Source organism: Sporofaciens sp. SGI.106 (genome assembly GCF_050314255.1).
In the GTDB taxonomy this organism is placed as follows: Bacteria; Bacillota; Clostridia; order Lachnospirales; family Lachnospiraceae; genus Claveliimonas.
Genome location: NZ_JBNPMZ010000015.1, coordinates 42,397 through 61,546, shown reverse-complemented (window position 1 = coordinate 61,546; position 19,150 = coordinate 42,397). Strand labels below are relative to the sequence as shown.

The window sequence follows — 19,150 nt, the reverse complement described above, 5'->3', positions numbered from 1 at the left end:
GTATACTATTAAATAAAACAAAAAAAGAAAGCAGGGATTATGATGAAAAACTTAGATATAAAGCTCTGGACACTGCAGGCGAAAGGACAGATTGTCCCGGATAAAAGCCTTCTGAAAACTCCGGAGCAGATAGAAGCAATCCGGAAAAGTGCCGATCTGAATACCGCAGTTCTCGACCACGTTGCAGCTCATATTAAAGCCGGCATGAGCACTGCCGATATCGACCGCCTGGTCTATGATTACACGGTTTCCCACGGAGGAATTCCGGCACCTCTTAATTACGAGGGATTTCCAAAAAGCGTCTGTACTTCCATTAATAATGTGATCTGCCACGGAATTCCGGATGAGCAGGAGATTCTTATGGAGGGCGACATTATTAATGTGGACGTCTCTACTATTTTAAATGGATATTATTCAGATGCCTCCCGTATGTTTGCCATCGGGCAGGTGGATGAACGGGCAGAAAAGCTTCTGCGTGTGACGAAAGAATGTGTGGAACTGGGACTTAAGGCCGCAAAGCCCTGGGGACATCTGGGAGATATCGCCTATGCCATCAACTCCCACGCCCGAAAAAATGGATACTCTGTCGTAGAAGAGATTGGCGGACACGGAATCGGCCTGGAATTTCATGAGGATCCCTTCGTCAGCTACGTTACTCCAAAGGGAAGTGAAATGGTGCTTGTCCCGGGCATGATGTTTACCATCGAGCCGATGATCAACGAGGGAAGCCCGGATTTCTTCATTGACGAGGATAACGGATGGACGGTCTATACGATTGACGACGGACTGTCCGCACAGATTGAATATATGGTATTGATCACCGAGGATGGTGTGGAAGTACTGACAAAATAAGGGAAAGCAGCCTGGGCGGCATACACCGCTTAAGCTGCTTTCTTTATATCTCTAATACTCCAATGTTTTCAATACCAGCGCCGAATGGCTTCCCATATTTACCACGATCTCGCCATTTACCACCTGATACTCCTCATGCTCTGTTGTATATCCATTCTCATAGGTATACATGAGCCTTCGCATGGCTCCTTTGACCGGAACCTCTGCCAGCCACACAGGAATGTGCACCTCTGCCAGTTCTTCCCCATTATTCAGGACAATAACGAACTGATCTTCATCCAGGAATCTTCCGTAAGCAAGAATATTCTTCTCCCCGCAGAGCATTTTCAAAGAACCCGTCCGAAATGCCTCGTATTCTCTGTGGATCCGGATCATCTCCCGGTGGAACTCAATCATCTCCTGATCTTCTTTCCCCCATGGATAGGTTCTCCGGTTATCCGGGTCTGTGAATCCGCACACACCGGCTTCATCTCCGTAGTACACGGTAGGGGCACCGACCCAGGTCATCTGCATCACGACTGCTTCCCGCATAACTGCGGGATTAATGTCTTTCTCTGCAGCCTCCGGTCCTTTGTCCGCCACGCGGCCCACCGTCCGGTTGGTCCTTGTCAGGAATCTGGAATGATCGTGGTTAGACAGCTCATTCATAGCTACCTGCAGTGACGGCGTCAACATACGGGACATATGGTGCGCCATGGAATTCATAAAATGTTCTGCGTCGCCGCACAATTCCGGTTTTGCTTCATCACTGTGCTTCTCCATTCCTGTCAGAAACCAGGTAACCGGCTCCATGAATGCATCATAATTCATGACTGTATCCCACTCATCCCCGCGCAGCCACGCATTGGGGTCTCCATAGTGTTCCGCCAGAACCAGCGCATTGGGATTCGCTTCCTTCACCACCGCACGGAATTTTTTCCAGAACTCATGATTATATTCCGCGGTATGACCCAGATCTGCCGCCACATCCAGACGCCAGCCATCTACATTATAGGGCGGCGATACCCATTTGCGTCCTATAGACAGGATGTACTCTTCCAGTTCTCCCGAGCCTTCATAATTCAGCTTGGGCAGCGTGTCATGTCCCCACCAGCCATCATAATTGTGATTATAAGGCCAGTTTTTCTCTCCCGTCTTGAAAAAATGAAAGAAGCTCCGGTATTTACTTTCCGGTGATACATACGCTCCTTTCTCATATCCTTCCTGATTTTCATAAATACGTTCCCGGTCCATCCATTTATTAAAAGAGCCGCAGTGGTTGAACACTCCGTCCAGAATTACCTTCATTCCACGCCGGTGGGCTTCCTCCACCAGTCTGATGAAGAGCTCATTGCTTGCCTCCAGATTTCTCTTATCCGTCACACGCTTCTGATATTTCGTTGCCTGAATATTATCTTTCGTCCATCCCGGAAGAACCTCTCCCCCATCCTCGAGAATAACTCCAAAATGGGGATCTATATAGTCATAATCCTGGATATCGTATTTATGATTCGACGGCGAAACAAACAGCGGGTTAAAGTAAATGACCTCTACTCCCAGATCCTGAAGATAATCCATCTTCTCCATGACGCCCTTCAAATCACCGCCGTAGAATTCACGGATACCCATTTTTGCCGGATATTTATTCCAGTCCTTCACCCGCACGCTGGGCTCGCCAATATAAATGTACTCTCCATCCTCCACGTCGTTATTCGGATCTCCATTGTAGAAACGGTCTGTAAATATCTGATACATCACCGCTCCCTTTGCCCAGTCGGGTGTGGAAAATCCGGGCATGATCTCAAATGCATACTCCGGCATCTCCTTGTCACAGGCTCCGCGCTGATTATAATATACGATTTCGTCGCCCTTCTGTATCATAAAACTGTACCGGAACATCTCTGTTCCCAGGTCCCAGCTGATTGCATAATAATCGAACGGTCCGGACGAACTCTTCTTCTCCAACTCATACCCCTCACCGTTCGTCAAAAGCAGTACATTGTCCGCATCTTTTGATGCCGTCCTGAACTGCAGAATTACTCTCTGATTCTGCAGTGGCTCCGGTGGAAATACATATCCGCCGGTACCATCGCAAAACAATGCCTTTTTATTCATAACTATATTGCCTCATGATTTACGCTTCTGAGACTTCGATTCCCTCGAATAAACTTTCAAATTCTTCTCGCGTAATCTTTTCTTTTTCTAACAGCATTCCGGCACAAGCCTCCAGAACACTATTGTATTTCTGAATGATGTATCTTGCTCTCTGATAGCATTCGTCAATGATTCTCTTCACTTCCTGATCGATCGTACCGGCAATCTGCTCTCCATATCCTCTGGAAGCATGAGCCAGATCTCTTCCGATAAAGACCTCATCGCCGTCATTGTCATAATTTACCAGTCCAAGCGCTTCGGACATACCGAATTTGGTTACCATGGATTTGGCAAGGCTGGTTGCCTGCTTAATATCCTGAGATGCTCCTGTTGTAATATCATCAAACACCTCTTCTTCCGCCACACGGCCTCCGAGAGCAACGGTGATATCCTGAAGCATCTTTCCTTTTGTATTAAATACCTCATCCTTCTCCGGAAGCGGCATGGTATAACCTGCAGCTCCCACTCCGGTCGGAATGATGGATACGCTGTACACCGGTCCCACATCCGGCAGTACATGGAAGAGAATCGCATGGCCCGCCTCATGGTATGCCGTGATTTTCTTTTCTTTTTCGGAAATGACGCGGCTCTTTTTCTCCGCACCGATTCCCACCTTCACAAATGCATGACGGATATCTTCCTGTTTCAGATATACACGGTTATCCTTTGCCGCAAGAATTGCAGCTTCATTCAGAAGATTTTCCAGATCTGCTCCGGTAAATCCGGCCGTTGTCTGGGCAACCTGTCTCAGATCAACATCATCGCCGAGCGGCTTTCCTTTGGCATGGACTCTGAGGATTTCCTCTCTTCCCTGAATATCCGGTCTTCCCACAGCCACCTTTCTGTCGAAACGGCCCGGGCGAAGGATAGCCGGATCCAGAATATCCACACGGTTTGTCGCGGACATGACGATGATTCCTTCATTGACTCCAAAACCATCCATCTCAACCAGAAGCTGATTCAGTGTCTGCTCACGTTCGTCGTGGCCGCCGCCCATACCGGTACCACGTCTTCTGGCAACCGCATCAATCTCATCGATAAAAATAATACATGGTGCATTCTTCTTCGCTTCCTCGAACAGATCGCGGACACGGGAAGCTCCTACACCTACGAACATTTCCACAAAATCAGAACCGGAAATGGTGAAGAAAGGCACTCCCGCCTCACCGGCTACCGCCTTCGCAAGCAGTGTTTTACCGGTTCCCGGAGGGCCTACCAGCAATACTCCCTTCGGAATTCTTGCGCCCACCTGAATATATTTTTTCGGAGATTTCAGGAAATCTACGATCTCCTCCAGTTCTTCTTTCTCCTCTTTCAGACCTGCCACCTGTGCAAATGTCACCTTATGATCCTGTTCTGTCGTCATCTTTGCGCGGCTCTTGCCAAAATTCATCGCTTTCGCATTCGCTCCGCCGCCCTGACGGTTCATAAACATGAAAAGGAGAAGAATGCCGCCCAGCATGAGAAGAGTCGGGACGATGGTCGTCGCAAACCAGCTCTCCTGCGGCACATCTGTCATCGCATAATCCACTTTTTCCTTCTGAAGATAGGTCTGAATCTCATTTACATCGGATACATAGAGCACCTTCAGTACCGGATCCTCTGAATCCTTCACCTGCAGTTTTACGTCCAGGCGTCCGGTAGGTACATTCTTATTCTGTGTAATCGCCACGGCAGATACCTGATCGTTCTCCACATATTCTGTGAACTCCTGATACGTCATCTCCCGCTCTTTCTGATCTATCTGACTGTTGGTAAACATGAGGGCCGCAAACAGTATTACAATAAATACCATCAGCGTCAGACCGCTCATTCCACGGTTTCGCTTATTATTCACTCTGTCTTCCCCTTTCTACTCCACACCTTCTACAACACCGATGTATGGTAGATTTCTATATTTCTGCGCATAATCCAGGCCATATCCCACAACAAATTCATCCGGAATGTCAAATCCCAGATAATCTACATTCACATCCTTTACCACACGCCGGTCCGGCTTATCCAGAAGTGTGCACAGACGGATACTCTTAGGGTTACGGTCTTTCAGAACTTTCAACAAATAGGAAAGTGTGCGTCCTGAATCAATGATATCTTCTACGATCAGCACATCCTTGCCATCCAGGGATTCGTCCAGATCCTTCACGATCTTTACCACACCGCTTGATTTTGTTCCATCTCCATAACTGCTGACGCTCATGAAATCCATCGTTACCGGAACGGTAATTCTCTTACCCAGTTCGCACATGAACCACGCGCCTCCCTTCAGCACGCAGATCATATGTATCTGCCGTCCTTCATAATCTCTGCTGATCTGCGCTCCAAGCTCACGAATTCTTTCAGCCACTTTTTCTTCCGGAACCAATACTCTTATTGTCTCAGACATGTTCTTTTCCTCCGTTTATTCTAATCTCCAGTATTCTTCTGGTCTGTTCCGATACCTGATAACTCTTATCCTGACGGTATCCCACGATCCACATAATATGGCTGCCGTCAGCCACAAGCAGGATATGATCCCTGTCCTGATTCGGTATCTTTTCATTTATAAAATACTTCTTAATCTTCTGGGTATTTCCCTGAGTATCTATGGTTATATAGTCCCCGGGCTGCCGGGTCCTGATTACAACGCTATTTTTTATTATATCATAATCAAACCATTTCGTGTAGGGGTTTTGCGGAAATGAATCGGGCATTTTCTCACATGGAAATACCCGAAAGCTCACATCTCCCCTGCTCCATCCTGTACGGGACGGATTCTCTTCTTTTTGCTCCCGGTATATATATATTTCTCCGTAACGCCTTTCAGCACACAGGCCATAGGGCAGAGATATTTTCCTTCCACTCTGCATTTTGGCCAATGCTTCTACGCTTCTCACATGAACTGATTCTATATCCTTCTCCCGCTTTGCGGCATATGCCAGAAGCCTGCGCACCAAATACGGCCGGATGGCCGGATCTTCTTCCAGGAACCTCTCCACATCCAGCACAGCTTCTTCTCTTCCGGAAATTTCTTCCCCGGAAGCTTCCACCTGCCGTACACATCTTTCATATGCTCTTAGCGCCTGTCGTTCCACATAATCGCTGAGTTCTCCCATCTGTTCTGCAAGTTCCTCCAGGTGTTCCACCGCACGGGAATTGATCTGCTCTTCCAGACAGGGAATGATATGATTCCGAATACGGTTCCTTGTATAAATATCCTCCATATTTGTCCGGTCTATACAATAATCTATGTCTTTTTCTTCCAGATACTGCTCAATTTCACGTCGCTTCACGCACAGAAGCGGGCGGATATACATGCCGTTTACCGGGCGGATGCCTGCCATCCCCCGGACTCCGGTTCCCCGGGCCATATTTAAAAGAAGCGTCTCCGCATTATCATTCATATGATGTGCCAGTGCGATCCGGGTTCCCCGGTATTTTCTCACAGCCTCCTCATACGCCTCTCTTCTGACCTCGCGTCCCGCCTCCTCACCGGAAATTTTCCGCTCGGCCGCAATCTTCCTTACGTCTGCATGGCGGACCATAAGAGGAATCTTCCTCTCTTTACAGAAACGGCTCACATATGCTTCGTCCGCATCAGCTTCCGCTCCCCGCAGCCCGTGATTCACATGGACTGCTGCAATCCGAAAGCCCATTTCTCTGCTCAGTTCCATAAGTACGCAAAGAAGGCATATGGAGTCCGGACCTCCCGATATGCCTGCAATTACAATATCTGATTTTTCCAGCATGCCCCATTTCCGGACATAAGCCTTTATTTTTTCATACATTCGCTATTTTCCTCCGGAGACTTCAGAACGCTTTCAACATCACTATATAAAAATTTCTTTCAAAAAGCAAGTCCCGGATTATCCCTTTTCAAATCCCCTTTCAAATGCGCCATATCCCCACAGCAATCACTGTCATATCGTCCATTGGCGGTTCTCCTGTCCACTCCAGCACCTGTCCTAAAATATGATGCGCCAGTTCTCCAGGATTATTGATATTATTTCCTCCTATAAAAGCCCCCATCAGAGCCTCCTGTTCCCCTGCCGGAAGGGCGTCCAGCACACCATCCGTCATCAAAACTACAAAATCTCCGTCTGAGAGTTCTTTTGTCACCCGTTTCAGGGAAATATCCGGCAGCACTCCTATCGGCAGTGTGTCCGAAGTGATTCTCTCCGTTTTTCCATCATGCCGGATAAACGTAGAGGATGCGCCCGCCTTTACAAATTCACACTCTCCCTGATAGAGATCAAAAAGGCACATATCTATCGTAGAGAAACGCACCTCTTCCCGCCCGGTTACCAGCGCCGTGTTCATCAATTGTACCGCCGTATCCGCCGGAAATCCGGACATCAGCAATTCTTCCATCATCTCCACTACCATAGCGCTTTCCCGAAATGCCGTCTCTCCGGACCCCATTCCATCCGAAAGTACCACTCCCTGCTTTCCTCCCGGAAGGTTCTTCATTAAAAATGTATCTCCGGATATGCTGTCACAGCCTTTTCCGATTCTTGCCACTCCCTGCAATGTGTGGAATCTGGGTCCCTCTACCCATACCACAGTGCAGTATTCTTCGCCTACTACCATCCGCTCTCCCTGCTCCGGCACCATTGTTCTTCCCACACATTCTGAGATGGCTCCGGCGATTTCCTTTGTCTGCAGGCACTGCCCTTTCGCTGCCTTTAAAGTCAGATGGATTTCATAACACCCCTGTCTGGTCAGCAGAAACACACTGCTGATCATCTTGGCCCCCATGCGTTTCAGCCTGTTTTTGATCCGTTTCTCCAGATGCTCGTCCTCAAAAATCCCCGCATCGATCTCTCTCACTGTATTCTGGATCACATTTGCAAATGAATTCAGCTGCACCGCACATCCCTGCCGGTTCTGTACGATCTGATTGTTCCACAACAGCCTTTGCTTTGCATTTTCAAATACTTCCAGCATCTCTCTTAAAAACCTCGGCGCCATCAGACATTTTTTCTGAAGGCGACGCTTCGTTTCTATATTCAGTTCTGCACCATATTCCTCAATTGTGCACAGAATCTCATATACCATCTGGCTGGTGTGTACTCTGTCTTCCACCAGGCACCACTGCTTCCTCTCACATTTTGAGCAGACCTTTTCCGAAACCCGCAGAAACATTTCCTCCACCTCATCTCTGGTAAAACTCCCCTTATAATCTTCCAAATGAAGGAATTTTTCCGAAAGATGTCTGAGGGAAGCTGCAAACCTGTCCATCTGAACCACATATGGATTGGCAAATACTTCCCGTTCTTTTATGTTCTCCACTGCCTCTGCCCCTTTCTGTTATATAGAACGTTTTCTATAGAGTAAAAAAAAGAGATTGCGCGATTACGCAATCTCTTTTGTGTTCTACTTTGCTTTAAATATGATCTCACCCTCGTGAACCAGTCCCAGTTTATCCTTCGCAGTCTGCTCTACATACTCGTCCGTACCCACATACTGCTCCAGCTCTTCAATCTCCTGAGCTCTGGCTTTTTCTTCATCAATCTGCTCCTGAAGCTCCTGTTCCTGTGCTATGTATGCTTTGTTTTTCGTCTGCAGCGCAACACCGCTTACGGAAACCACCGCTACCAGAAGTATGATAACACTGCTGATACAGAGGATACTCCTCTTATGTCGGCTTAACCGCTTCTGCTGCCGGTTTGCCTTTCTCTTCTGCTTAATTCCACTCATTTTTATTATACTCACCCTGACCGTCAATATATTTTGACTAATAATCCGGATCACAGCATATTTTCTGCGTCCGCTCTTATAACATCTTATCTGTTTTTTCAGTTAAATTCAATACTTTTGACGGAATTTATCTCCCCTCTTCCGTACATTTTTTTCAACAATCTTCTCCACACGCCGCTGAAGAGCGAAGACAATTTCCGCCCCCAATACAACACCTAGTACAAAATACCATCTTATACTACCATTGCTTGTATAGTAAATCTGCACAAACAGATAAATTGCAGTTGCCAGCCAGAACAGCGCATCCTCGATTGCAACAGCTGTCAGGCTATGGCGTATTACCCGGCGCAGCTTTCGCACGCACAGATAGACGCTATATACGATCATCCCTGCCAAAAGGGCCTGCAGAAAGGCAATACCTTCACTTCCGATTCCTTTCATCTCGTCACCGGAACAATCTGCTCAGAAAATTATCGCCCTGTTTTCCCTGTACCTTGGCATCGGAATAAGCGATACTGTCAATATTTCCAGCCAGATCTACCTCTCCTTTTTCCAGGCTCAGACGATTCACATGCAGATCAGACCCTTTTACCATCATCATACCCTGTTCTGTTTCCAGGAGAATTTCATTCAAATCAAAAGATAATACGTCTAAAACACCTGTCACCAGGCTCGTTCTTCGATTATTGACCACCAATTTATGTGCCTTTGACACCTGTTTTTCTTCCATACGCCATCACAACCCTTTTTTCATAATTATATGTGGGGTTGTCTGCAATTATGACACATCCTACAAATACCGAAAAAGTTCTTTTGCCTCTTCTTTCTTCGTGGTATCGCGGATATCGAGAACTTCAACCTTAACCGTTTTTGTTCCAAACTGTATCTCAATGATATCTCCTGTTTTCACTTTTACTGACGCCTTGGCGACCGTGCCATTTACCAGAACGCGCCCTGCATCACAGGCCTCGTTCGCCACTGTCCGCCGCTTGATCAGACGGGACACCTTCAAAAATTTGTCCAACCTCATGTTCTTCCTCCCAGTAAAAATAGATTGCGCTTTCACGCAATCTATTTCTCATCTGCACATCTGAATTTTTAACAAAACTCTTAACCGTTAATTGCATCCTTTAAAGCTTTTCCTGCTTTGAATCTTGGTGCTTTACATGCTTCGATCTGCATTGTCTCTCCTGTCTGCGGATTTCTTCCTTCTCTTGCAGCTCTCTCACTTACTTCAAATGTTCCGAAGCCTACGATCTGCACCTTATCGCCCTTTTTCAGTTCTTCAGTAATAACATCAACGAATGCCTTTAAAGCTTTCTCAGAATCTTTCTTAGACAGCTCTGCCTGCTCAGCAACTGCAGCTATTAACTCTGTTTTATTCATGGGTTTCTCCTCCTCTTGTTCTATGTCAGAACCTTCTTCTACAAAAATTACCAAAAGCCCTTTCTGTTGGGCTTTACGCATAGTGCGTCTCCATATAATTTATACATAGTTTCACACCGTTTGTCAAGCATAACGCCGAAAATCCCTGTATTTTCAAGGGATTTTCGGCGTTTTTCCACCACGTCACACAGTTCGACGCCTGTTATAACATTTTGTCAATCATGGCAAGAACTTCTTTGCCAAGTTTTTCTGATTTTTCATCTGCATCTGCCAGAGATGTTCCTTTGATTCCGTAATAGAATTTTACCTTCGGCTCTGTTCCTGATGGTCTTACGCAAAGCCATGCATCGTCTGTCAACTCATAGTACAGAACATTGGAATTCGGCAGACCGGTCTCTGTTACTTCTCCTGTCTCCAGATCTTTGATGGTATTAGCCTGGTAATCTCTTGCTTTCAGCACTTTATATCCGCCAACCTCTGTCGGTGGGTTCTTGCGCAGGGTCTCCAGGATTTCCTGAATCTTCTGAAGTCCTTCGATTCCTTTCAGAGTGATAGACTGGATATCATCTTTGTAATATCCGTATTTATCATACATGTCTACCATTGCATCCCAAAGGGTCTTACCCTGGGTCTTATAATATGCAGCAGCTTCACACAGTGCCATAGTTGCAACGATTGCATCCTTATCTCTTGCATGAGTTCCGATCAGGCATCCGTAGCTTTCCTCAAATCCGAAGAGGTACTGTCCCTTACCGCTTGTCTCAAAGCCAAGGATCTGCTGTCCGATAAACTTGAATCCGGTCAGAACCTCAATGAGTCCCACGCCATATCCTTTTGCGATAGCATCTGCCAGGTTGGATGTAACGATTGTCTTAATCAGATATCCATCCTCCGGAAGTTTGCCGTCTCTTGCCAGGCGCTGTCCGATCTCATAATCTGCCAGCAGACATCCGGACATATTACCGGTCAGCACTTTATATTCACCTGATTTTGCATCTTTAACATACACACCAAGACGGTCTGCATCCGGGTCTGTTGCCAGAACCAGGTCTGCATCCACTTCTTTTGCCAGCTTAAGTCCCAGCGTAAATGCTTCTGCCGCCTCCGGGTTCGGATAGGAAACGGTAGGGAACTCTCCATCCGGAAGTTCCTGCTCTTTTACAACATATACATTCTCAAAGCCCAGTTCCTTCAGCACACGTCTTGCAGGAATATTACCGGTTCCATGCAGCGGACTGTACACGATCTTCAGTTCTTTTCCAACTGCATCAATGGCATCCTGATGAATCACCTGTTTCTTCAGCTCTGCAATATAACTGTCATCAATATCTGCTCCGATGGATATGTACACACCTGCTGCTTTGGCATCCTCAAGACTCATAGTCTTAACTGTATTATAATCCGTTACTGCCTTCACTTCATCCATGATTCCTTTATCATGAGGAGGTGTGATCTGTGCGCCATCTTCCCAGTATACTTTATATCCATTATATTCCGGCGGATTATGGCTTGCTGTAATATTGATACCTGCAATACATCCCAGCTTGCGAACTGCAAATGACAGTTCCGGTGTCGGACGGAGCGCATCAAAAACATATGCTTTGATTCCATTTGCTCCAAGGCAGAGTGCAGCCTCATCTGCAAATTCCGGAGACATACGGCGGGAATCGTAAGCGATCGCAACACCCTTATCCTGCATTCCCTTCTTCATAATGTAGTTGGCAAGTCCCTGTGTCGCCTTGCGAACCGTATAGATGTTCAGACGATTAGTTCCTGCCCCGATAATTCCTCTCAGACCGGCTGTACCAAACTCCAGATCTTTGTAAAACCGTTCTTTAATTTCATTGTCATCCTCTTTGATTGCCTGCAGCTCTGCTTTTGTATCTGCATCAAAGTAAGGATTGGACAGCCATTCCTCGTACATTTCACGATATTCCATTCTAAACTACCTCCTGTATATTCCGGGCTGTGTATCCAACACACTTGAAGCCTCTGATTAGTATATATTATACACCACTCCCCTACAAATGAAAAGCAAATATCTGCTCGAGAAAGTATCTTTTTTCCTCCGTCTGCATAATGGATACCTTTAATTTTTCTACATTTTTTACCGGTATCCATGCCTTATTGGAACGATAATACGAATCTGCAATTTTCCAGAATTTCTCCGGATAGGCAAATCTCAGCATCAGATATTCCATTTCTTCATCCGATAAAGGACGGACCGCACAATAGGCATTCAGGATACAGTCTCCCAGCTTTACATTCCACTCGTGCTTTTCCATTGCTTTTCGCAGGAAATAATACAGATCCTCCGCCTGGATCCCCCGCCGGAAATGTTCGAAGTTCGTGGTCGCCAGTCCATCCGGTGTCACCAGTATGTTATGATAGTTGTAATCCCCATGGGTAAGACAGTTTTCTTTCAGGCTTCGTGCATAAAGTTCCTCATAACCGGAATCTGCTATCCTTGTCAGAGACGCATCCGCCCACTCATACATGCTGTCAAAACATTGAAGAAAGGCTAATTCAAATTCTCCCTTTGCTGTTCTCGAACGTATATAGCGGCGCACTTTCTTGAGTTCCCGGTTATGGCTGGTGTACTCATCCCGCAGATGAACGGCATCCGGCACATATTCCTCCAGCTCCAGCTTCATTTTCTGATGAAGCCCTGCAAGATTCTTCGCACTTTCCTGAAGTTCCCGGCTCTTACGGATATCACACTCCCGTCCCCGGAACCAGTATTTCAGCACATAGGGAACCCCTTCTTCCGAGACACTGACGTATTCTCCCTCCCGGTTTGGCAGAAACTGATCTACCCGCTCATAGCCCTGCCCCTGCAAATGTGCATACAATTTATAAAGAGCAGGGATTCGTTTCTTCGACATACCCGCTTCCCGAAGCAGCAACAATCCCTCTTCCGTATCACAAAAAAATGCACCCCTGGTTTTCCGGGTGCTTTTCACATTGATCTGATACTCTTCCAGTATCTTTAATTCATAATCCTGCATATTCATCCCCTGCACCTTACACTTACATGTTCTTTTCAATGTATGTGGGTGCAGGGGAATTTATGCTTCTTTTCATCTTGGAAGGAGACGAAACTCCTTCCATTCCCGCGCAAGGCGGAGAAGGTTTTCTTTTTCATTCAGTTCCGGGTTATCCAGAACCTGTTCCAGAAGCCAGTGAAGAACTTCTCCCATCTCTTTTCCCGGTTTCATGCCGTCCTCGATCAGATCTCTTCCCGTGACAGCAAGATCCCTCAGAGAAACACACTGATTCTGTCTTAAGATATCCTCATATATAATGCGGACATCCTCGATATTCTGAAGCTTTTCTTCCCGTCGATACATACTCTGTGCCAGCATATCTGCTCTTCGCACTTCCAGATACAGCGGAAACAATTCTTCACCGATCCGATTCATCGCCCGGCGGACATTTACCGGAGTCGCCGGCATACGATAATCGTGATAATATACTAATTTCGTCACTTTATGCAGGGTGTCATTATCAAATTTCAGCCTTCGGAGCACTGATTTTGCAATCTCTTCACTCCTTATGGCATGCTTTTTAAAATGCGCAACGCCCTCTTCATCCATGGTTTTCAGATCAGGTTTGCCCATATCGTGGAGCAGCATGGTAAGCCGAAGCACCTTATCCGGACGAATCTGCATGAGAGCATGAAGTGTATGCTCTCCTACGCTGTAAATATGATGCGGGGTTTCCTGCTCTGTTTCCATCAGGCGATCAAATTCCGGAAGAAATTCCTTTGTAACTCCAAGGTTATAAGCTTCTCTGAGCAGATCCGGTCTCGGTGATACCAGCATCTTCACAAGCTCCGTCTGAATCCGCTCGGCACTGATATTCTGAAGAGTAGGTGCGAGTCTTCGCATCCCCTCTCTGGTCTCTTCCTCAATAGAAAAACCGAGCTGGGCGGCAAAACGCACACCCCTCAAAATCCGAAGCGCATCTTCCGAGAAGCGCTCTGTCGCACATCCGACACAGCGGATGACTCCCGCCTTCAGATCTTCTATTCCTCCGAAAATATCTACAAGCCCGTCTTTTTCATTATACGCCATAGCGTTAATGGTAAAATCCCGGCGAAGCAGATCTTCCTTCAGGCTTCTGGTAAAGGTCACTTCCTTCGGATGGCGGCTGTCTTCATATTCGCCGTCCACCCGGTAGGTCGTTACCTCGAATCCTTCTCCGTCCAGGAGCACTGTAACTGTACCATGTTCGATTCCGGTATCAAAGGTTCTGGAAAACAGCGCCTTTGTCTCCTGCGGCATAGCTGACGTGGTAATATCCCAGTCCTCCGGGCTTCTTCCCAGTATGGAATCCCGGACACATCCGCCCACCGCATAGGCCTCGTAACCGTGATCCTGCAGAGTCTGAATAATTCTGTTTACTTTTTCCGGCAGCTGAATCTGCATTAGTATGATTTACCCCAGTATGCCATGTGCTTAGCCGGTTTTCCACACCAGATACACTTGTCGGAAATCATCTCTTCATCCTCGATCAGACATCTGGTTGCAGCACCGCCTGTCACGTATTTTACTTCACCTTCGCATTCCGGATCTCCACACCAGCATGCTTTTACAAATCCACGGTTTGCTTTGAACTTCTCAACCATTTCATCCATAGTAACCGCTGTATCAATATGATTATTCAGGAACTCTTCTGCTCTGTTGTACATATCCTGCTGGATTGTCTCCAGGATATCACGAAGCTTTGTTGCGATCTCATCCAGAGATACCACGATCTTCTCACGATTATCACGACGCACAACAATAACCTGATTGTTCTCAATATCCTTCGGTCCGATCTCGATACGGGTAGGAATACCAAGGATCTCCTGCTCGGAGAATTTCCATCCCGGGCTCTTATCAGAATCATCGATTTTCACTCTGTATCCTGCTTTTTTAAGCTCATCCAGAAGTGCAAATGCTCTGTCGAGCACGCCTTCTTTATGCTGTGCGATCGGGATAATGCGGCATTCTACAGGTGCAACATGCGGAGGCAGTACCAGACCGTCGTCATCACCGTGAACCATGATCAGTCCACCGATACTTCTGGTTGACCATCCCCATGATGTCTCATAACAGCTGTGAGGCTGGTTGTTCTTATCAATATACTGAATACCAAATGCATCCGGGAATCCATTTCCGAAGAAATGGCTGGTTGCAGACTGAAGTGCCTTACCATCATGCATCAGTGCCTCGATGGTGTAAGTATCCTGCGCACCTGCAAATTTCTCATGCTCAGCTTTTCTTCCTGATACGAAAGGCATAGCCAGTGTCTCTCTGTAGCAGTCCTCATATACATGCCACATCTGGATCGTTCTTTCTTCTGCCTCTTCATAGGTTGCATGCAGTGTATGACCTTCCTGCCACAGGAATTCTCTGGAACGAAGGAATGGTCTTGTTGTCTTCTCCCAGCGAAGTACGGAATTCCACTGGTTCCATACTTTCGGCAGGTCTCTGTATGAACGAACCGTCTTAGACCACAAGTCACAGAACAAAGTCTCTGATGTAGGACGGATACACATTCTTTCCTGTAATCTCTCCATACCACCGTGAGTTACCCATGCAACTTCCGGAGCAAATCCTTCGATATGATCTGCTTCTTTCTCAAGAAGAGATTCCGGAATCAGTGTCGGCAGATATACGTTCTCGACGCCTGTTTCTTTAAAACGTCTGTCCAGGTCAGCCTGAATCAGTTCCCAGATTGCATATCCATTCGGAAGATAATTCAGACATCCTTTTACGCTTGAGTAATCACACAGCTTTGCTTCACGGACAACATCCGTATACCACTGTGCAAAGTTTTCATCACGTGGTGTGATATTTTTGACTAATTTTTCCTTTGCCATGTTCTTTTCTCCTTTTCTTTTCTGGCAGGGCCCTTGCCCCACGATTATTTGCCGGGAGTTTTGTGCCTCATATGTTCTATGAAAAACATTTTCTTACAGAACAAAAAACGCCGGGCTCTTCGCTCCCTAAAAAAGGGACCGAAAAACTCGGCGGTACCACCCTAGTTAACTGCGACCCTCTCGCAGTTCTCTCTCATCACCGTTAACGCCAGTGCTACGCTTCACTTTCGCAAAGAGGCTCCAGGGTAGGTTCACTGCACATCCATACAAGAATCTCTCAGCCTGCGGACTCTCTCTCTGTGGAATATCCGATGCAACTACTATTCCCTTTCATCGCCAGACCCGCGTTCTGCAACCATCATTGCCGGCGGGTTATTCGGTTAACTGCCATTCTACTTGAAATCCCAATATTTGTCAAGGGTTAGTATACTAGCGTATCAAAATATATATAAAGAACATCAGATAGGACAGCAGGAACAGTGCTCCTTCTCCCTTGCGGATCTCGCGTTTACTGATAGCTGCCACATAGACAATACTGCTTGCGGCAATTAAAATCAGTGTGTCATATACCGCTGTCACCTCCAGAGTAATCGGTGTGATCGTCGAAGACACACCCAGAATCAGGAGAATATTGAAGATATTGGAACCGACTACATTACCTACAGCCAGGTCATTCTCCCCTTTTCCTGCCGCCACAACCGAAGTCACCAGTTCCGGAAGTGATGTTCCCAGAGCAACTATGGTAAGACCGATAAAGGTCTGACTCAGTCCAAAAGTCGCAGCAATGGACGAAGCGCTGTCTACTACCAGATCGCCTCCCAAAGCGATTCCTGCAATTCCCCCCACGATATACAGCGCACTCTTCACCGGACTCATTACCTTATACTCTTCTTCCGTTTCCTGCATCTCTTCCCTGGCTCGAAGCGCTGTCTTTACCGACGCATACAGGAAGATAGCAAATAAAATCAAAAATAAAATTCCTGCTGCCCTGCCCAGACAGAAACTTTCCGTACCATTTATTACCTTCATGATCGAAAAGTCAGAATCCAACAGGAGCAGGATCACGGTAATGAAAATAGAAAATGGAAATTCCTTTTTCAAAAGAGACCATTGTGCCTGCACCGGATTCACCAGCGCACAGCAGCCCAGCACCACCAGCAGGTTGAACATATTGGAACCCAGCACATTACTGACTGCCAGATCATTCTTGCCACTCAAAGCCGCAGTCACACTGACCGAAAGCTCCGGAAGGCTGGTTCCAAATGCCACTACCGTAAGTCCTATGATAATTGAAGGCACTTTCAGGATTTTTGCCACACTGGAGCTTCCGTCAACAAAGAAGTCGGCTCCCTTAATTAATAATACAAATCCCAAAAACAGCAACAGATAATCCATATCTCCATCCTCTTTCCATTGACACTTATTTGTTTCCTGTGGTTAAATATAATGATACCAGGGTCAAAAGGGCTAAGCCCACATGAGCTTGCTCATAAGCGGGTGAAAGTCCTTGGGACCCGCCCCCGATATGAGCATAAAAGTGGGATAATAATCCCGCGATATGCGAATGTCGGGCAGGATTGTGGGAGTGCAAAGCACGGAACAATCCGTAGGTATCATAGCCCAGGGCTTTTGACCCCAACATCCTAAAATCCAGTAATTACATTACATACGTTACAATAATAATTGTGAAAAAGATAGAAGTCAAGGAGATTTTATGAAATCAAAGACACCTCATATTTTATATGAAGACAAAGAAATAATTGTGTGTCAGAAGCCCCACGGACTGGCCACCCAGAGCCGTCGTCCCGGCACGCCTGACCTGGAGCATATACTGCTCTGTCATCTGGCCGAACAGGCCCGTTCCAAAAACAAATCCAGTTCCGAAAGCAAAGCTTCTTTCGGAAATAAGCCGCCATATCTGGCTGTCATCCACCGGTTGGATCAGCCTGTAGCCGGGATCCTTGTTTTTGCCAGGACACCTGCCGCTGCCAGATCTCTGAACCATCAACTTCAGCAGGAAGGCTTTGGCAAGCACTATCTTGCCCTGGTACACGGAAAGCCTGCCGCACCGGAAGGCACTCTCGAGGATTATATGGTAAAGGATGGCCGCACCAACACTTCCCGCATCTGCAGCAAGGATACTCCGGGCGCAAAATCCGCCCGTCTTCACTACCGTCCGGCATCCGCGGAGCTTCAAAATCATATGAACTCCATCCATGCCTGTACCGTTCATGGTCCCAAAGACGACACTAATGACGACACCTGGCTGGAAGTCATTCTGGACACCGGACGCCATCACCAGATTCGGGTACAGCTTGCAAATATGGGATGTCCCATTGTCGGCGACACCAAATATAATCCCGCCTCCCGACCGGAAGACGATCATAAAACGCTGATGCTCATTGCTTACAAACTTAGCTTCCGGCATCCGAAGACCGGGGAAGTGATGGAATTCGAAATATAAGAATAGATTGCACATTGTCGCATAAAAGGGGGCTGTTACAAAATAGATGAGTAGTCATCTATGGAGTAGCGCCCCTTTTACGTGGGAAAATTACTTTTTTTACATCCAACACGTATGTTTAGGAGTTCCTTACGTGGAAAATCCCATTTTCTTTTATCTGACACGTAGTTTTAAGCATTCTCTACGTGGCGAATTAGTAAAAATGCTGATTCCCGCGTAGACTTTCAAAAAAACTACGTGTCGAATTAGTAAAAGGGTATTTTCCCGCGTAGACTTTCGAAAAAACTACGTGTCGAATTAGTAAAAGGGTATTTTCCCGCGTAGACTTTCGAAAAAACTATGTGGAGAATTAGAAAAAGGGTATTTTCCCGCGTAAATAATAAAAAAATAAGGGGAGCATATCACAACCGGCTAATCCGTTATGATATGCCCCTTCTTCTCTCAATTAACTGCCACTTCTATGCCTCTGCCAGATCTGCAGCCGTTCCTTCTTTCAGTGCTTCTTCGTATTTCTTAAGAATCACATTCTGAATACGTTCCCGCGTGTCGGAATTAATCGGATGTGCAATATCACGATATTCTCCATCCAATGCCTTTTTACTCGGCATTGCGATGAATAGTCCTTTTTCCCCTTCTATGACCTTAATGTCATGTACTACAAACTCTTCATCCATAGTAATGGACACAACCGCCTTTAATTTTCCTTCTTTTGCCACTTTACGCACGCGTACATCTGTAATCTGCATTCGCTTAAGCCCCTTTCTTTACTG

18 protein-coding genes and 1 other annotated feature are annotated in these 19,150 nt (G+C 46.6%); of the genes, 2 read left to right on the top strand and 16 right to left on the bottom strand.

The features are described 5' to 3' along the window. Positions 1-42 precede the first annotated feature (42 nt). Positions 43-852, top strand: a complete 810-nt coding sequence (gene map / locus ACQRCC_RS11285) for a type I methionyl aminopeptidase (protein WP_427850887.1) — start codon at positions 43-45, stop codon at positions 850-852. Between the two features lie 51 nt (positions 853-903). Here map and ACQRCC_RS11280 read toward each other — a convergent pair whose 3' ends face one another. From ACQRCC_RS11280 to ACQRCC_RS11210, 15 genes are all read right to left on the bottom strand, one after another. Then, on the bottom strand, positions 904-2,946 hold the full coding sequence (locus ACQRCC_RS11280; RefSeq protein ID WP_427850873.1) for a glycoside hydrolase family 13 protein: 2,043 nt from the start codon (positions 2,944-2,946) through the stop codon (positions 904-906). Between the two features lie 19 nt (positions 2,947-2,965). Then, positions 2,966-4,822, bottom strand: coding sequence for an ATP-dependent zinc metalloprotease FtsH (ftsH, locus tag ACQRCC_RS11275; RefSeq protein ID WP_427850872.1), 1,857 nt, complete (start codon positions 4,820-4,822; stop codon positions 2,966-2,968). A gap of 15 nt (positions 4,823-4,837) precedes the next feature. Next, positions 4,838-5,368 carry a hypoxanthine phosphoribosyltransferase gene (gene hpt / locus ACQRCC_RS11270; RefSeq protein ID WP_427850871.1) on the bottom strand — a complete coding sequence of 177 codons (531 nt, stop codon included), beginning with the start codon at positions 5,366-5,368 and terminating at the stop codon, positions 4,838-4,840. After that, positions 5,361-6,749 carry a tRNA lysidine(34) synthetase TilS gene (gene tilS, locus ACQRCC_RS11265; RefSeq protein ID WP_427850870.1) on the bottom strand — a complete coding sequence of 463 codons (1,389 nt, stop codon included), beginning with the start codon at positions 6,747-6,749 and terminating at the stop codon, positions 5,361-5,363. The genes hpt and tilS overlap by 8 nt, the downstream gene beginning before the upstream one ends. A gap of 100 nt (positions 6,750-6,849) precedes the next feature. After that, the gene (locus ACQRCC_RS11260) at positions 6,850-8,202 is read right to left on the bottom strand and encodes a SpoIIE family protein phosphatase (RefSeq protein ID WP_427850886.1); all 1,353 of its coding nucleotides are present in this window, start codon (positions 8,200-8,202) and stop codon (positions 6,850-6,852) included. 135 nt (positions 8,203-8,337) lie between these two features. Beyond that, the gene (locus ACQRCC_RS11255) at positions 8,338-8,661 is read right to left on the bottom strand and encodes an FtsB family cell division protein (protein ID WP_427850869.1); all 324 of its coding nucleotides are present in this window, start codon (positions 8,659-8,661) and stop codon (positions 8,338-8,340) included. 108 nt (positions 8,662-8,769) lie between these two features. After that, entirely contained in the window at positions 8,770-9,102 is a 333-nt protein-coding gene (yabQ, locus tag ACQRCC_RS11250; RefSeq protein ID WP_427850868.1) for a spore cortex biosynthesis protein YabQ, read from the bottom strand. Positions 9,103-9,106: 4 nt separating this feature from the next. Further along, the gene (gene yabP, locus ACQRCC_RS11245; RefSeq protein WP_427850867.1) at positions 9,107-9,391 is read right to left on the bottom strand and encodes a sporulation protein YabP; all 285 of its coding nucleotides are present in this window, start codon (positions 9,389-9,391) and stop codon (positions 9,107-9,109) included. A gap of 60 nt (positions 9,392-9,451) precedes the next feature. Next, positions 9,452-9,691: an RNA-binding S4 domain-containing protein gene (locus ACQRCC_RS11240; RefSeq protein ID WP_427850866.1), complete on the bottom strand. Its 240-nt coding sequence runs from the start codon at positions 9,689-9,691 to the stop codon at positions 9,452-9,454. Between the two features lie 80 nt (positions 9,692-9,771). Beyond that, positions 9,772-10,047: an HU family DNA-binding protein gene (locus ACQRCC_RS11235; protein ID WP_427850865.1), complete on the bottom strand. Its 276-nt coding sequence runs from the start codon at positions 10,045-10,047 to the stop codon at positions 9,772-9,774. 202 nt (positions 10,048-10,249) lie between these two features. Next, positions 10,250-11,986, bottom strand: coding sequence for a phospho-sugar mutase (locus ACQRCC_RS11230; protein ID WP_427850864.1), 1,737 nt, complete (start codon positions 11,984-11,986; stop codon positions 10,250-10,252). Between the two features lie 82 nt (positions 11,987-12,068). Further along, positions 12,069-13,055, bottom strand: coding sequence for a CotS family spore coat protein (locus ACQRCC_RS11225; protein WP_427850863.1), 987 nt, complete (start codon positions 13,053-13,055; stop codon positions 12,069-12,071). A gap of 72 nt (positions 13,056-13,127) precedes the next feature. Continuing rightward, positions 13,128-14,477, bottom strand: coding sequence for a CCA tRNA nucleotidyltransferase (locus ACQRCC_RS11220; protein ID WP_427850862.1), 1,350 nt, complete (start codon positions 14,475-14,477; stop codon positions 13,128-13,130). Further along, positions 14,477-15,916 carry a proline--tRNA ligase gene (gene proS, locus ACQRCC_RS11215; RefSeq protein WP_427850861.1) on the bottom strand — a complete coding sequence of 480 codons (1,440 nt, stop codon included), beginning with the start codon at positions 15,914-15,916 and terminating at the stop codon, positions 14,477-14,479. The genes ACQRCC_RS11220 and proS overlap by 1 nt, the downstream gene beginning before the upstream one ends. A 130-nt stretch (positions 15,917-16,046) precedes the next feature. Next, positions 16,047-16,259: a binding site (T-box leader), on the bottom strand. A gap of 86 nt (positions 16,260-16,345) precedes the next feature. Beyond that, on the bottom strand, positions 16,346-17,311 hold the full coding sequence (locus ACQRCC_RS11210) for a calcium/sodium antiporter (RefSeq protein ID WP_427850860.1): 966 nt from the start codon (positions 17,309-17,311) through the stop codon (positions 16,346-16,348). 319 nt (positions 17,312-17,630) lie between these two features. Between ACQRCC_RS11210 and ACQRCC_RS11205 the strand changes: the two genes are divergently transcribed. Next, a complete protein-coding gene (locus ACQRCC_RS11205; protein ID WP_427850859.1) occupies positions 17,631-18,380 on the top strand; it encodes an RluA family pseudouridine synthase in 750 nt (249 codons plus the stop codon). A 458-nt stretch (positions 18,381-18,838) separates the two neighbouring features. On the opposite strand, the gene spoVG is transcribed toward ACQRCC_RS11205, so the two are convergent. After that, positions 18,839-19,126 carry a septation regulator SpoVG gene (gene spoVG / locus ACQRCC_RS11200; protein ID WP_427850858.1) on the bottom strand — a complete coding sequence of 96 codons (288 nt, stop codon included), beginning with the start codon at positions 19,124-19,126 and terminating at the stop codon, positions 18,839-18,841. Between the last annotated feature and the right edge of the window lie 24 nt (positions 19,127-19,150).

What these genes read in the sequence shown, in the direction of transcription:
- ACQRCC_RS11230 (WP_427850864.1), bottom strand. Translation starts at nt 11,986, where the DNA reads ATGGAATATCGTGAAATGTACGAGGAATGGCTGTCCAATCCTTACTTT.
- ACQRCC_RS11205 (WP_427850859.1), top strand. Translation starts at nt 17,631, where the DNA reads ATGAAATCAAAGACACCTCATATTTTATATGAAGACAAAGAAATAATT.
- ACQRCC_RS11235 (WP_427850865.1), bottom strand. Translation starts at nt 10,047, where the DNA reads ATGAATAAAACAGAGTTAATAGCTGCAGTTGCTGAGCAGGCAGAGCTG.
- ACQRCC_RS11210 (WP_427850860.1), bottom strand. Translation starts at nt 17,311, where the DNA reads ATGGATTATCTGTTGCTGTTTTTGGGATTTGTATTATTAATTAAGGGA.
- tilS (WP_427850870.1), bottom strand. Translation starts at nt 6,749, where the DNA reads ATGTATGAAAAAATAAAGGCTTATGTCCGGAAATGGGGCATGCTGGAA.
- yabQ (WP_427850868.1), bottom strand. Translation starts at nt 9,102, where the DNA reads ATGAAAGGAATCGGAAGTGAAGGTATTGCCTTTCTGCAGGCCCTTTTG.
- yabP (WP_427850867.1), bottom strand. Translation starts at nt 9,391, where the DNA reads ATGGAAGAAAAACAGGTGTCAAAGGCACATAAATTGGTGGTCAATAAT.
- proS (WP_427850861.1), bottom strand. Translation starts at nt 15,916, where the DNA reads ATGGCAAAGGAAAAATTAGTCAAAAATATCACACCACGTGATGAAAAC.
- ACQRCC_RS11260 (WP_427850886.1), bottom strand. Translation starts at nt 8,202, where the DNA reads ATGGACAGGTTTGCAGCTTCCCTCAGACATCTTTCGGAAAAATTCCTT.
- ACQRCC_RS11225 (WP_427850863.1), bottom strand. Translation starts at nt 13,055, where the DNA reads ATGCAGGATTATGAATTAAAGATACTGGAAGAGTATCAGATCAATGTG.
- map (WP_427850887.1), top strand. Translation starts at nt 43, where the DNA reads ATGAAAAACTTAGATATAAAGCTCTGGACACTGCAGGCGAAAGGACAG.
- ACQRCC_RS11240 (WP_427850866.1), bottom strand. Translation starts at nt 9,691, where the DNA reads ATGAGGTTGGACAAATTTTTGAAGGTGTCCCGTCTGATCAAGCGGCGG.
- ACQRCC_RS11220 (WP_427850862.1), bottom strand. Translation starts at nt 14,477, where the DNA reads ATGCAGATTCAGCTGCCGGAAAAAGTAAACAGAATTATTCAGACTCTG.
- ACQRCC_RS11280 (WP_427850873.1), bottom strand. Translation starts at nt 2,946, where the DNA reads ATGAATAAAAAGGCATTGTTTTGCGATGGTACCGGCGGATATGTATTT.
- hpt (WP_427850871.1), bottom strand. Translation starts at nt 5,368, where the DNA reads ATGTCTGAGACAATAAGAGTATTGGTTCCGGAAGAAAAAGTGGCTGAA.
- ACQRCC_RS11255 (WP_427850869.1), bottom strand. Translation starts at nt 8,661, where the DNA reads ATGAGTGGAATTAAGCAGAAGAGAAAGGCAAACCGGCAGCAGAAGCGG.
- spoVG (WP_427850858.1), bottom strand. Translation starts at nt 19,126, where the DNA reads ATGCAGATTACAGATGTACGCGTGCGTAAAGTGGCAAAAGAAGGAAAA.